14 protein-coding genes are annotated in these 13,080 nt (G+C 70.9%); all 14 read left to right on the top strand.

The genetic code is table 11. The features are described from left to right. Positions 1-141: 141 nt before the first annotated feature. Entirely contained in the window at positions 142-813 is a 672-nt protein-coding gene (pgsA, locus tag AB0D48_RS17925) for a phosphatidylinositol phosphate synthase (RefSeq protein WP_362397131.1), read from the top strand. Next, a complete protein-coding gene (locus AB0D48_RS17920) occupies positions 813-1,715 on the top strand; it encodes a phosphatidylinositol mannoside acyltransferase (RefSeq protein WP_362397128.1) in 903 nt (300 codons plus the stop codon). Before pgsA ends, AB0D48_RS17920 begins: the two co-directional genes overlap by 1 nt. After that, positions 1,715-2,884: a glycosyltransferase family 4 protein gene (locus AB0D48_RS17915; protein WP_362397125.1), complete on the top strand. Its 1,170-nt coding sequence runs from the start codon at positions 1,715-1,717 to the stop codon at positions 2,882-2,884. Before AB0D48_RS17920 ends, AB0D48_RS17915 begins: the two co-directional genes overlap by 1 nt. A 22-nt stretch (positions 2,885-2,906) precedes the next feature. Then, positions 2,907-3,449 (top strand): hypothetical protein, encoded by a 543-nt coding sequence (locus AB0D48_RS17910; RefSeq protein ID WP_362397122.1) that lies wholly within the window; start codon positions 2,907-2,909, stop codon positions 3,447-3,449. 146 nt (positions 3,450-3,595) lie between these two features. Beyond that, the gene (pdxS, locus tag AB0D48_RS17905) at positions 3,596-4,513 is read left to right on the top strand and encodes a pyridoxal 5'-phosphate synthase lyase subunit PdxS (RefSeq protein ID WP_215018835.1); all 918 of its coding nucleotides are present in this window, start codon (positions 3,596-3,598) and stop codon (positions 4,511-4,513) included. Between the two features lie 6 nt (positions 4,514-4,519). Continuing rightward, positions 4,520-5,113 carry a pyridoxal 5'-phosphate synthase glutaminase subunit PdxT gene (gene pdxT / locus AB0D48_RS17900; protein ID WP_362397119.1) on the top strand — a complete coding sequence of 198 codons (594 nt, stop codon included), beginning with the start codon at positions 4,520-4,522 and terminating at the stop codon, positions 5,111-5,113. A 57-nt stretch (positions 5,114-5,170) separates the two neighbouring features. Beyond that, positions 5,171-5,923 carry a YebC/PmpR family DNA-binding transcriptional regulator gene (locus tag AB0D48_RS17895; RefSeq protein WP_328924747.1) on the top strand — a complete coding sequence of 251 codons (753 nt, stop codon included), beginning with the start codon at positions 5,171-5,173 and terminating at the stop codon, positions 5,921-5,923. 133 nt (positions 5,924-6,056) lie between these two features. Next, positions 6,057-6,587 (top strand): crossover junction endodeoxyribonuclease RuvC, encoded by a 531-nt coding sequence (gene ruvC, locus AB0D48_RS17890; RefSeq protein WP_362397115.1) that lies wholly within the window; start codon positions 6,057-6,059, stop codon positions 6,585-6,587. Further along, positions 6,584-7,216, top strand: coding sequence for a Holliday junction branch migration protein RuvA (gene ruvA, locus AB0D48_RS17885; RefSeq protein ID WP_362397112.1), 633 nt, complete (start codon positions 6,584-6,586; stop codon positions 7,214-7,216). The genes ruvC and ruvA overlap by 4 nt, the downstream gene beginning before the upstream one ends. Before the next feature lie 311 nt (positions 7,217-7,527). Further along, on the top strand, positions 7,528-8,598 hold the full coding sequence (gene ruvB, locus AB0D48_RS17880; RefSeq protein WP_362397109.1) for a Holliday junction branch migration DNA helicase RuvB: 1,071 nt from the start codon (positions 7,528-7,530) through the stop codon (positions 8,596-8,598). Positions 8,599-8,763: 165 nt separating this feature from the next. Beyond that, entirely contained in the window at positions 8,764-9,240 is a 477-nt protein-coding gene (yajC, locus tag AB0D48_RS17875; RefSeq protein WP_362397106.1) for a preprotein translocase subunit YajC, read from the top strand. Between the two features lie 156 nt (positions 9,241-9,396). After that, positions 9,397-11,190: a protein translocase subunit SecD gene (secD, locus tag AB0D48_RS17870; protein WP_362397104.1), complete on the top strand. Its 1,794-nt coding sequence runs from the start codon at positions 9,397-9,399 to the stop codon at positions 11,188-11,190. A gap of 3 nt (positions 11,191-11,193) precedes the next feature. After that, positions 11,194-12,246, top strand: a complete 1,053-nt coding sequence (gene secF, locus AB0D48_RS17865; protein WP_362397101.1) for a protein translocase subunit SecF — start codon at positions 11,194-11,196, stop codon at positions 12,244-12,246. Positions 12,247-12,254: 8 nt separating this feature from the next. Then, positions 12,255-12,797 carry an adenine phosphoribosyltransferase gene (locus AB0D48_RS17860; RefSeq protein WP_362397431.1) on the top strand — a complete coding sequence of 181 codons (543 nt, stop codon included), beginning with the start codon at positions 12,255-12,257 and terminating at the stop codon, positions 12,795-12,797. Positions 12,798-13,080 lie beyond the last annotated feature (283 nt).

Raw genomic sequence — 13,080 nt, 5'->3', positions numbered from 1 at the left:
CGGAGGAGGTCAGTGACGTGAAGTACGTCTTACGTGGCGCGAACCGGTGGGTGCGCGGCGTCCGGGGGGCGGCGTGCTGGCTACGATGGGCCAGCCGGTGGCCGTGGTGGCCGTGCGGCCCAGCGACCCTCCGGGAAGGCCATGCTGAACAAGTACGCGCGTGCATTCTTCACGCGTGTTCTCACGCCATTCGCCGCTTTTCTGCTCCGGCGGGGGGTGAGCCCGGACGCGGTCACCCTGATCGGCACGGCCGGAGTGGTGGCGGGAGCGCTGGTCTTCTTCCCCCGGGGGGAATTCTTCTGGGGCACGATCACCATCACCCTCTTCGTCTTCTCCGACCTCGTGGACGGGAACATGGCCCGCCAGGCCGGCGTCTCCAGCCGGTGGGGCGCGTTCCTCGATTCCACCCTCGACCGGGTGGCGGACGCGGCGATCTTCGGCGGACTCGCGCTCTGGTACGCGGGCTCCGGCAACGACAACGCGCTGTGCGCCGTCGCCATCTTCTGCCTGGCCAGCGGCCAGGTGGTGTCGTACACCAAGGCACGCGGCGAGTCGATCGGACTCCCGGTGGCCGTCAACGGGCTCATCGAGCGGGCCGAGCGGCTGGTGATCTCGCTGGTCGCGGCCGGTCTGTCCGGGCTGCAGACCTTCGGGGTGCCGTCCTGGATCGGCGTGCTGCTGCCGGTCGGGCTGTGGGTCGTCGCGGCGGGCTCGCTCGTCACGCTGATCCAGCGGGTGGTCACCGTACGTCGTGAGTCGGCCGAGGCCGACGCCGCCGGTTCCGCCGCCCCGGCCGAGGGCGGCGCGGGCTGATGGGCGCGGCGCAGGACAAGCTGGTCGACGGGCTGTACGGGCTCGGCTGGGCCGGGGTCAAGAAGCTGCCCGAGCCGGCCGCGGTGGCCCTCGGCCGCCGGATAGCGGACTTCGCGTGGAAGCGGCGGGGCAAGAGCGTGCTGCGGCTGGAGTCGAACCTGGCGCGCGTGGTGCCCGACGCGGGCCCGGAACGGCTGCGGGAGCTGTCGCAGGCGGGCATGCGCTCGTACATGCGGTACTGGATGGAGTCCTTCCGGCTGCCGACCATGGACCCGGAGCGGTTCAGCACGGACGTGGAGTTCAAGGACGAGCACCTCCTGCGCGAGGCCCTCGCCTCGGGGCGGGGTGTCGTCGTCGCCCTGCCGCACCTGGCCAACTGGGACCTCGCCGGGGCCTGGGCCATCGGCCACATCGGAGTCCCGTTCACCACGGTCGCCGAGCGGCTCAAGCCCGAGTCCCTCTACGACCGCTTCGTGGCCTACCGGGAGAGCCTGGGCATGGAGGTCCTGCCGCACAGTGGCGGCGCCGCCTTCGGCACCCTCGCCCGCCGCCTCCGCTCCGGCGGCCTGGTCTGCCTGGTCGCGGACCGGGACCTGTCGGCCTCCGGGGTGGAGGTGGACTTCTTCGGCTCCACGGCGCGCATGCCGGCCGGGCCCGCGCTGCTGGCCCAGCAGACGGGCGCGGTCCTGCTCCCGGCCACCCTGCACTACGGAGCCACGCCGAAGATGTACGGCCGGATCCACCCCGAGGTGGAGGTGCCGAAGACCGGGACCCGGACCGAGAAGACCGCCGCCATGACGCAGGCCGTGGCGGACGCCTTCGCCTGGGGCATCGCCGAGCACCCGGAGGACTGGCACATGCTGCAGCGACTGTGGCTGGACGACCTCGAGGAGCGGCCGTAGTGAAGATCGGCATCGTGTGCCCGTACTCGTGGGACGTGCCCGGCGGCGTCCAGTTCCACATCCGGGACCTGGCGGAGCACCTGATCCGGCTCGGCCACGAGGTGTCGGTGCTGGCCCCGGCGGACGACGAGACCCCGCTCCCGCCGTACGTGGTCTCGGCCGGCCGGGCGGTGCCGGTGCCGTACAACGGTTCGGTGGCCCGGCTGAACTTCGGCTTCCTGTCGGCGGCCCGCGTGCGGCGCTGGCTGCACGACGGCACCTTCGACGTGATCCACATCCACGAGCCGGCCTCGCCCTCGCTGGGGCTGCTGTCCTGCTGGGCGGCGCAGGGGCCGATCGTGGCGACCTTCCACACCTCCAATCCGCGGTCGCGGGCGATGATCGCGGCGTACCCGATCCTCCAGCCGGCCCTGGAGAAGATCAGCGCGCGGATCGCGGTGAGCGAGTACGCGCGGCGCACGCTGGTGGAGCACCTGGGCGGGGACGCGGTCGTGATCCCGAACGGTGTCGACGTGGACTTCTTCGCCAAGGCCGAGCCGAATCCCTCGTGGAGCGGCCAGACCCTCGGCTTCATCGGCCGCATCGACGAGCCGCGCAAGGGCCTGCCGGTGCTGATGGCGGCCTTCCCGAAGATCGTGGAGGCCTGCCCGGACGTACGGCTGCTCGTGGCGGGCCGCGGTGACGAGGAGGAGGCCGTGGCCACGCTGCCCGCGGAGCTGCGCTCCCGGGTGGAGTTCCTGGGCATGGTCTCCGACGAGGACAAGGCGCGGCTGCTGCGCAGCGTCGACGTGTACGTCGCCCCGAACACGGGCGGCGAGAGCTTCGGCATCATCCTCGTCGAGGCCCTGTCGGCGGGCGCGGCGGTCCTGGCGTCGGATCTGGACGCCTTCGCGCAGGTCCTGGACCAGGGCGGCGCCGGCGACCTCTTCACGAACGAGAACCCGGACGCTCTCGCGGCCGGGGCGATCGCCCTGCTGCGGGACCCGGCCCGCCGGGCGGAGCTCAGCGCCCGCGGCGCGGCGCACGTGCGGCGCTTCGACTGGTCCACGGTCGGTGCGGACATCCTGGCGGTCTACGAGACGGTGACGGACGGCGCGGCGGCGGTCGCCACGGACGAACGCGTCCCGCTGCGCACCCGCCTCGGCTTCTCGAAGGACCCGTCCTCCTGACAGGCCGGTAAAGTCGCGGCCCGTGATCGAAACACTTGTCTGGATTGCCCTGGCCCTCGGTGTCATCGGGGTCTACCTGAGCTGGACCGCGGGCCGGCTGGACCGGCTGCACTCGCGGATGGACGCCGCGCGGGCCGCGCTCGACGCGCAGCTGGTGCGGCGGGCCTCCGTGGTGCTGGAGGTGGCCACCTCCGGGGTCCTCGACCCCGCGTCCTCCCTGGTGCTGTACGAGGCCGCGCACGCCGCCCGGCAGGCCGAGGAGGAGCACCGGGAGGTCGCCGAGAGCGAGCTCAGCCAGGCGCTGCGGGCGGTCTTCGCCGACGCCGACCAGGTCGAGGTGCTGAAGGCTGCTCCGGGCGGGGCCGAGGCCACCGAGGACCTGGCGGCGGCCGTGCGCCGGGTGCCCATGGCGCGGCGGTTCCACAACGACTCCGTACGGGCCGCCCGCGCCCTGCGCAGGCACCGCAAGGTCCGCTGGTTCCGGCTGGCCGGGCACGCCCCCTTCCCGCTCGCCTTCGAAATGGACGACGAGCCTCCGGCGGATCTCGCGGAGCGGCCTGTATAGACACCGGGTAGGGCCGCAGGGGACAAGTGAAGAGGCCACAGGCTCCACATTGGCCCTTGTAGTGGACTGATCGGTGGGGTTTCCTCGGCCAGGTAGTCCCGTAGGTCCCGTCTTCCGTTCGAGTTCCCTTCGAGTGAGGTCAATCCGTGAGCACGCTTCCCACCTCCCCCCAGTCCGCTGAGTCGGCCATCGGCACCTCGCGCGTCAAGCGCGGCATGGCCGAGCAGCTCAAGGGCGGCGTGATCATGGACGTGGTCAACGCCGAGCAGGCGAAGATCGCCGAGGACGCCGGCGCCGTCGCCGTCATGGCCCTGGAGCGGGTTCCGGCCGACATCCGCAAGGACGGCGGGGTCGCCCGCATGTCCGACCCGAACATGATCGAAGAGATCATCGAGGCCGTCTCGATCCCCGTCATGGCCAAGTCCCGCATCGGGCACTTCGTCGAGGCCCAGGTCCTGCAGTCCCTCGGCGTCGACTACATCGACGAGTCCGAGGTCCTGACCCCGGCCGACGAGGTCAACCACTCCGACAAGTGGGCGTTCACCACCCCCTTCGTCTGTGGCGCCACCAACCTGGGCGAGGCCCTGCGCCGCATCGCCGAGGGCGCGGCCATGATCCGCTCCAAGGGTGAGGCCGGCACCGGCAACGTCGTCGAGGCCGTCCGCCACCTGCGCCAGATCAAGAACGAGATCGCCAAGCTGCGCGGCTTCGACAACAACGAGCTGTACGCCGCCGCCAAGGAGCTGCGCGCCCCGTACGAGCTCGTCAAGGAGGTCGCCGAGCTCGGCAAGCTCCCGGTCGTGCTGTTCTCCGCCGGTGGCGTCGCCACTCCGGCCGACGCCGCCCTGATGCGCCAGCTCGGCGCCGAGGGCGTCTTCGTCGGCTCCGGCATCTTCAAGTCCGGCGACCCGGCCAAGCGCGCCGCCGCCATCGTGAAGGCCACCACCTTCTACGACGACCCGAAGATCATCGCGGACGCCTCCCGCAACCTGGGCGAGGCCATGGTCGGCATCAACTGCGACACCCTCCCCGAGGCCGAGCGCTACGCCAACCGCGGCTGGTAGTCGGTCATGACCAACACCCCCGTGATCGGTGTCCTGGCTCTCCAGGGCGACGTACGGGAGCACCTGATCGCCCTGGCCGCGGCGGACGCCGTGGCCAGGCCGGTCCGGCGTCCCGAGGAGCTCGCCGAGGTCGACGCCCTGGTGATCCCCGGCGGCGAGTCCACGACCATGTCGAAGCTCGCCGTGCTGTTCGGCATGCTGGAGCCGCTGCGCGAGCGCGTGCGCGCCGGCATGCCCGTCTACGGCACCTGCGCCGGCATGATCATGCTGGCCGACAAGCTGCTGGACGGCCGTGAGGACCAGGAGACGCTGGGCGGCATCGACATGATCGTCCGCCGTAACGCCTTCGGTCGTCAGAACGAATCTTTCGAGGCGAAGATCGACTTCGCGGGCATCGCGGACGGGCCCGTCGAGGGCGTCTTCATCCGCGCGCCGTGGGTCGAGTCCGTCGGCGGCGCCGCCGAGGTGCTGGCCACGTACGACGGCCACACGGTCGCCGTGCGCCAGGGCAACGTCCTCGCCACCTCGTTCCACCCCGAACTGACCGGCGACGACCGAGTCCACGCGTACTTCGTCGACATGGTGCGCGCCGGGCTGTAATCAGGTCCCGGTAGGATCGGAGACGAACACTGTTGGTTACGCGAAGGAGACAGGCGGATGTCCGGCCACTCTAAATGGGCTACGACGAAGCACAAGAAGGCCGTGATCGATGCCAAGCGCGGCAAGCTCTTCGCGAAGCTGATCAAGAACATCGAGGTCGCGGCCCGTATGGGCGGCGCCGACATCGACGGCAACCCGACGCTCTTCGACGCCGTTCAGAAGGCCAAGAAGAGCTCGGTCCCGAACAAGAACATCGACTCCGCGGTCAAGCGCGGCGGTGGTCTCGAGGCCGGCGGCGCCGACTACGAGACGATCATGTACGAGGGCTACGGCCCGAACGGTGTCGCGGTGCTCATCGAGTGCCTCACCGACAACCGCAACCGCGCCGCGTCCGACGTACGGGTGGCCATGACCCGCAACGGCGGCTCGATGGCCGACCCGGGCTCGGTCTCGTACCTGTTCAACCGCAAGGGCGTCATCATCCTGCCCAAGGGTGAACTGTCCGAGGACGACGTGCTCGGCGCTGTGCTCGAGGCCGGTGCCGAAGAGGTCAACGACAACGGCGACACGTTCGAGATCATCAGCGAGGCCACCGACCTGGTCGCGGTCCGTACCGCGCTCCAGGACGCCGGCATCGACTACGACTCGGCCGAGGCCAGCTTCGTCCCCTCGATGCAGGTCGAGCTGGACGAAGAGGGCGCGCGCAAGATCTTCAAGCTGATCGACGCGCTGGAGGACAGCGACGACGTGCAGAACGTCTTCGCCAACTTCGACGTCTCGGACGAGGTCATGGAGAAGGTCGACGCCTGACCGGCGCCTGACCGCTCACCTTTCGAACGGCGGGCCGACGGGGACACACCCCGGCGGCCCGCCGTCGCTTTGCGCCGATGTCAGTGGGGCCGGATAGCCTGCACGGACATACAGTCGAACGGCAGGGGGCAGGGTGCGAGTTCTCGGTGTGGACCCGGGGCTGACGCGGTGCGGTGTCGGCGTCGTCGAGGGTGTCGCCGGGCGTCCCCTGACCATGCTCGGTGTGGGGGTCGTACGGACGCCCGCGGAGGCCGAGTTGGGCCGCCGGCTCGTCGCCATCGAGCAGGGCATCGAGGAATGGCTCGACGCCCACCGACCCGAAGTCGTCGCGGTGGAGCGGGTGTTCAGCCAGCACAACGTCAGGACCGTGATGGGCACCGCCCAGGCGAGCGCCGTCGCCATGCTGTGCGCCGCCCGGCGCGGTATACCCGTCGCCCTGCACACGCCGAGTGAGGTCAAGGCCGCCGTCACCGGCAGCGGCCGGGCCGACAAGACCCAGGTCGGAGCCATGGTGACGCGGCTGCTCCGGCTGGACGCACCGCCGAAGCCGGCCGACGCCGCCGATGCGCTGGCCCTGGCCATCTGTCACATCTGGCGGGCCCCCGCCCAGAACCGCCTCCAGCAGGCGGTCGCCCTGCACGCCTCGAAAGGCCGTACCCGATGATCGCCTTCGTCAGCGGCCCGGTCGCCGCGCTCGCCCCCACCCTGGCCGTGATCGAGGTCGGGGGAGTGGGCATGGCCGTGCAGTGCACGCCGAACACCGTTTCCGGCCTGCGGATCGGCGAACAGGCCCGGCTGGCCACCTCCCTGGTCGTACGGGAGGACTCGCTCACGCTGTACGGCTTCGCCGACGACGACGAGCGGCAGGTCTTCGAACTGCTGCAGACCGCGAGCGGGGTCGGGCCGAGGCTGGCGCAGGCGATGCTCGGGGTGCACAGGCCGGACGCGCTGCGGCTGGCCGTGTCCACGGGGGACGAGAAGGCGCTGATGGCCGTGCCGGGCATCGGAAAGAAGGGCGCGCAGAAACTCCTGCTGGAGCTGAAGGACAAGCTGGGGGCTCCGCTGGGGTCCAGTGGCCTGGTGGGAGCCCAGCGGGTCGTGGCATCGGGGCCCGCCCCGTGGTCGGAGCAGCTCTCGGCCGCGCTGATCGGGCTCGGCTATGCGTCCCGGGAGGCGGACGAGGCCGTCTCGGCGGTGACGCCGCAGGCCGAGGCCGCCATTGCCGCCGGTGGCTCCGCCCCCGTCCCGCAACTCCTGCGCGCAGCCCTTCAGGCCCTGAACCGAGCCCGGTGACGCCCGTGCGGCGCCGCTGCCGGGGGCCCTGCCCCCGGCAGGGCCCCCGGACCTCCCCCCAGACTCCGTCCGGGGGACCCCCGGCGCCTCACACGCCGGCAGGGCTGGACTGTGCCTGGCGAGGCCGGGTGGGTGCGCCTCACGGGTCGGTGGGGCTGGCCTCCCACGGCTGGATTGCCCGGAGGGCAATGTGAGCCTCGCCGGCGATTGAGACGCGGGGTCCGGAGCGGGAGCCCCGGGAAACGGCGAAAGGGCGGGGTGGGGGAAGCCCCGCAGGGACCCGCACGCGAACGATAGGGCAGAGTGACACCGTGAACTGGGACGACGAGACCGACGCCGAGACCGATCGGCTGGTGGCGGCCGCAGCCGACGGCGAGGACACCGCCGTCGAGGCGGCCCTGCGCCCCAAGGACCTCGGGGAGTTCGTCGGTCAGGAGAAGGTCCGCCAGCAGCTGGACCTCGTCCTCAAGGCGGCCCGCCAGCGCGGCGCCACCGCCGACCACGTCCTGCTCTCCGGCGCCCCCGGCCTCGGCAAGACCACCCTGTCCATGATCATCGCGGCCGAGATGGGCGCGCCCATCCGCATCACCTCCGGCCCCGCCATCCAGCACGCCGGTGACCTCGCGGCCATCCTGTCCTCGCTCCAGGAGGGCGAGGTCCTCTTCCTCGACGAGATCCACCGCATGTCCCGGCCCGCCGAGGAGATGCTGTACATGGCCATGGAGGACTTCCGGGTCGACGTGATCGTGGGGAAGGGGCCCGGCGCGACCGCGATCCCGCTGGAGCTGCCGCCCTTCACCCTCGTCGGGGCGACGACACGGGCCGGTCTGCTCCCCCCACCGCTCCGCGACCGCTTCGGCTTCACCGGGCACATGGAGTTCTACGCCCCCGAGGAGCTGGAGCGCGTCATCCACCGCTCCGCCCGCCTCCTCGACGTCGAGATCGACACCGCCGGCGCCGCCGAGATCGCCGGCCGCTCCCGGGGCACCCCGCGCATCGCCAACCGCTTGCTGCGCCGCGTCCGCGACTACGCGCAGGTCCGGGCCGACGGCGTGATCAACCGCGAGGTGGCCGGTACCGCCCTCCAGGTCTACGAGGTGGACGCGCGCGGCCTCGACCGGCTGGACCGGGCCGTCCTGGAGGCGCTGCTCAAGCTCTTCGGCGGCGGGCCCGTCGGCCTGTCCACCCTCGCCGTCGCCGTCGGCGAGGAGCGGGAGACCGTGGAGGAGGTCGCAGAGCCCTTCCTCGTCCGTGAGGGGCTGCTCGCGCGCACCCCCAGGGGGCGCGTGGCGACCCCTGCCGCCTGGGCTCACCTGGGACTCGTACCGCCGCAGCAGCACGGGAGCGGATCAAGCGGACAACAGGGCTTGTTCGGGGCCTGACGGCGCGGAGGTTCGCGCCCTCAGGAACTGCGGTGCCATGCTGGGCGTTGTTCCATCGGTGCGGACTCGCCTAGACTCCGCCGATGCCGACCCTTCGGGTCGGTATGCCCACCCCCGTAGAAAAGGCCGCCGTCCGCGTGCGGTCGTGCGAAGGATCTCCGTCCCGTGAATCTCGTGACACTCCTCCCGTTCATCGTGCTCATCGGGGCGATGTTCCTGATGACCCGTTCCGCGAAGAAGAAGCAGCAGGCGGCCGCGCAGATGCGCGACCACATGACGCCCGGCACCGGAGTCCGCACCATCGGCGGCATGTACGCCACGGTGAAGGAGATCGGCGACGACACCGTCACCCTCGAGGTGGCCCCCGGCGTCCACGCGGTCTTCGCGAAGAACGCCATCGGCGCCGTTCTCGAGGACGCGGAGTACAACCGCATCGTCCACGGCATCAGCGACGAGGCGCCGCACGACGCGCCGGTCGTCCCCGACGACGCCTCCTCCCTGACCGAGGCCCCGAAGACGGACCTCACGAGGGGCGAGGACGAGGCCGGGGCTCCCAAGCTCGACCTGGGCAAGAAGGACGAGTCCACGGACGAGGACGAGCCCAAGGACGGAAAGACCGACGGCGAGGCCGGCGCAAAGTAGCGCGCGGGCCGGGGACCGCGAGGGCGCCTGATCGGCGGCCGTCGCGGTACCGGTCAGTGACCCACTTCTGCGGGGGGCAGGGGTCCCCACCACACATTTCGTGGCCGTCCGCGCGCTGACCCGGCGCGGGGCGGTTGGACAGGGAGAAACGACAAGGTGGCAGCACCGAAGAAGGGCCGGCGGCCCACGGGGGCTCAGGGGAGGCCGGGGCGCGCCCTGGCGGTCATCCTGATCGCGATGGTGGCGCTCACTGCGGGGATGTTCCTCTCGAAGCAGACGACTCCCCGGCTCGGCATCGACCTCGCCGGCGGTACGAGCATCACGCTCAAGGCGAAGAGCGAGCCCGGCAAGCCGGACGCGATCAACGAGACCAACATGAACACGGCGGTCGGCATCATCGAGCGCCGCGTCAACGGTCTCGGCGTCTCGGAGGCCGAGGTCCAGACGCAGGGCCGCGACCACATCATCGTGAACATCCCCAAGGGGACGAACGAGCAGCAGGCGCGCGAGCAGGTCGGTACCACCGCCCAGCTGTACTTCCGTCCGGTCCTCGCCTTCGCCGACGGCTCCCCGGCTCAGCCCGAGGGAACCCAGAGCCCGAGCCCCTCCGCGAGCGGATCCGGCGCTCCCAAGGCCGGGGACGGCAAGTCCTCCCCGTCGGCCACCCCGTCGTCCAGCGCCACTTCCCAGGGCCGTGCGCTCAGTGAGGCCCTCAAGGCCCCGAACGCCCCCTCTCCCTCGCCCTCGGCGAGCGAGTCGAAGAAGGCAGATGACAAGGCCCCGACCCCTTCGAGCTCCCCGTCGGCCAGCACGCCGCCGTCGCCCGAAGAGCAGGCCGCCAAGAGCCTGCAGGACGACTTCACGAAGCTGGACTGCACCAACGAGGAGCAGCGCGCGCTCGCCGGGAAGGGCGTCAAGCCCACGGACCCGATGATCGCCTGTGGCCAGCGGGGCACCACCTGGGGCAAGTGGATCCTCGGCCCGGCCCAGGTCGACGGCCAGGACGTGAAGGAAGCCAAGGGGATCATCGACCCCCAGCGCGGTGCCTGGATCGTCACGATGCAGTTCACCGACAAGGGTGCCGACAAGTTCGCCAAGATCACCGGTGAGCTCGCCACCAAGCAGATGCCGCAGAACCAGTTCGCGATCGTGCTCGACGGCCAGGTCATCTCCGACCCGTCCGTGAGCCAGGCGCTGACCGGCGGCAACGCGGAGATCTCCGGCGGCTTCACCCAGCAGTCCGCGCAGGACCTGGGCAACATGCTCTCGTACGGCGCCCTGCCGCTCTCCTTCAGCGAGGACAGCGTCACCACCGTCACGGCCGCGCTCGGCGGTGAGCAGCTGAAGGCCGGCCTGATCGCCGGTGCCATCGGCCTGCTGCTCGTCGTGGTCTACCTGCTGGTGTACTACCGGGGCCTGGCGTTCGTCGCGATCATCAGCCTCCTGGTCTCCGCGATCCTCACGTACACGATCATGGCGCTGCTCGGAAAGGGCATCGGCTTCGCGCTGAACCTGCCCGCCGTCTGCGGTGCGATCGTGGCGATCGGCATCACGGCGGACTCGTTCATCGTGTATTTCGAACGCATCCGCGACGAGATCCGCGACGGCCGCACCCTGCGTCCGGCCGTCGAGCGCGCCTGGCCGCGAGCCCGCCGCACCATCCTGGTCTCCGACTTCGTGTCGTTCCTGGCGGCGGCGGTGCTCTTCATCGTCACCGTCGGCAAGGTGCAGGGCTTCGCCTTCACGCTGGGGCTGACCACCCTGCTCGACGTGGTCGTGGTGTTCCTCTTCACCAAGCCGATCATGACGCTGCTGGCGCGCACGAAGTTCTTCGCCAGCGGTCACCCGTGGTCCGGGCTGGACCCGAAGCGGCTCGGCGTCAAGCCGCCGCTGCGCCGGTCCCGTCGTACCGGTTCCGCACCCGCCCCCGTCGACGCAAAGGAGGCGTGAGAGATGTCGAAGCTGGGAGATCTCGGCGCCAGGCTGTACCGCGGTGAGGTCGGCTACGACTTCGTCGGCAAGCGCTTCATCTGGTACGGCGTTTCCATCCTGATCACCATCACGGCGATCGTCGCCCTGGCCGTACAGGGCCTCAACATGGGCATCGAGTTCAAGGGCGGTGCCGTCTTCACCACCCCGAAGACGGCCGTCTCGGTCGCCAGGGCGACGGAGGACGCGGAGAAGGCCTCGGGCCACGACGCGATCGTCCAGGAGCTCGGCACCGGCGGTATGCGGATCCAGATCTCCGGTCTGGACACCGACTCCGCGACCGACGTGAAGAAGCAGCTCGCCGCCGACCTCAAGGTCACCGAGGCGGACATCAACGCGGACCTGGTCGGCCCCAGCTGGGGTGAGCAGATCGCGAACAAGGCCTGGACCGGCCTCGGCATCTTCATGGTCCTCGTGGTGATCTACCTCGCCATCGCGTTCGAGTGGCGGATGGCGGTCGCGGCCCTCGTCGCGCTGATCCACGACCTCACGATCACCGTCGGCGTGTACGCGCTGGTCGGGTTCGAGGTCACCCCGGGTACGGTCATCGGTCTGCTGACGATCCTCGGTTACTCCCTCTACGACACCGTCGTCGTCTTCGACGGTCTGAAGGAGGGCTCGAAGGACATCACGAAGCAGACCCGCTTCACGTACAGCGAGATCGCCAACCGGAGCATCAACGGCACGCTGGTCCGCTCGATCAACACCACGGTCGTGGCGCTGCTCCCGGTCGGGGCCCTGCTGTTCATCGGTGGCGGCTTCCTGGGCGCCGGCATGCTGAACGACATCTCGCTGTCGCTGTTCGTCGGCCTCGCGGCCGGTGCGTACTCCTCGATCTTCATCGCGACCCCGCTGGTCGTGGACCTCAAGGAGCGCGAGCCGGCGATGAAGGCCCTGAAGAAGCGGGTGCTCGCGAAGCGGGCGGCCGCGGCGGCGAAGGGCGAGTCCGTGGACGAGGGCTACGAGTCCGACGAGCCGCAGGTCGTGGCGCAGGGCCGGGCCGGGCGGCGCCGGTGACCGAGTTCCTGTCCGAGGACGTCCGCGAGCTGCTGCTCAGCCGGATCAAGGACGTACCGGACTACCCGAAGCCGGGCGTGATGTTCAAGGACATCACCCCGCTGCTGGCGGACCCGAAGGCCTTCGCCGCGCTGACGCAGACGCTGGTGGGGCTGGCCGGGCGGTACGGCGCGACGAAGATCGTCGGGCTGGAGGCGCGCGGGTTCATCCTGGCGGCTCCGGTGGCCGTGCAGGCCGGGGTCGGCTTCGTACCGGTGCGCAAGGCGGGGAAGCTGCCGGGCGCGACGCTCGCGCAGTCCTACGAGCTGGAGTACGGGACCGCGGAGATCGAGGTCCACGCGGAGGATCTGGCGGCCGGTGACCGGGTCATGGTCATCGACGACGTCCTCGCCACCGGTGGCACCGCCGAGGCCTCGCTCTCCCTGATCCGGCGGGCCGGGGCCGAGGTCGCCGGAGTGGCCGTCCTGATGGAACTGTCGTTCCTTCCGGGGCGCCTGAAGCTGGCCGAGGCGTTGGGCGAGGCTCCGCTGGACGCGTTGATCGTGGTCTGACCATTTCGCTTGCCGAGCGGCGGGTATCCGGGTTCCACCCGGGTGCCCGCCGTTTGCGTGTGCCGCAACCGCGAGCCGCGAGCGGCAGCCGGGGGCCGGCCCCGGACCCCCGCGCCTCGAACCCGGGCGCGGCTGGACGCGGCCGGCGTCCGAGGCGAGCGGGTCCTGCTGCGGAGCCCCGGCCACGGACCCGCGCCGGGACGGCTGAGGCGGAGGCTCGGGGAACGAGGGGGCGGAACCCTCGCTACGATGGGTTATCCGGACCGGACACGGGCACCGGATC

It is taken from the genome of Streptomyces sp. NPDC048269 (genome assembly GCF_040652395.1).
Classification (GTDB): domain Bacteria; phylum Actinomycetota; class Actinomycetes; order Streptomycetales; family Streptomycetaceae; genus Streptomyces.
Note: the sequence above shows the minus strand (reverse complement) of the source record. Positions and strands in the feature narration are given on the sequence as shown.

What these genes read in the sequence shown, in the direction of transcription:
- pdxT (WP_362397119.1), top strand. Translation starts at nt 4,520, where the DNA reads ATGACCAACACCCCCGTGATCGGTGTCCTGGCTCTCCAGGGCGACGTA.
- AB0D48_RS17895 (WP_328924747.1), top strand. Translation starts at nt 5,171, where the DNA reads ATGTCCGGCCACTCTAAATGGGCTACGACGAAGCACAAGAAGGCCGTG.
- pgsA (WP_362397131.1), top strand. Translation starts at nt 142, where the DNA reads ATGCTGAACAAGTACGCGCGTGCATTCTTCACGCGTGTTCTCACGCCA.
- AB0D48_RS17920 (WP_362397128.1), top strand. Translation starts at nt 813, where the DNA reads ATGGGCGCGGCGCAGGACAAGCTGGTCGACGGGCTGTACGGGCTCGGC.
- secF (WP_362397101.1), top strand. Translation starts at nt 11,194, where the DNA reads ATGTCGAAGCTGGGAGATCTCGGCGCCAGGCTGTACCGCGGTGAGGTC.
- ruvA (WP_362397112.1), top strand. Translation starts at nt 6,584, where the DNA reads ATGATCGCCTTCGTCAGCGGCCCGGTCGCCGCGCTCGCCCCCACCCTG.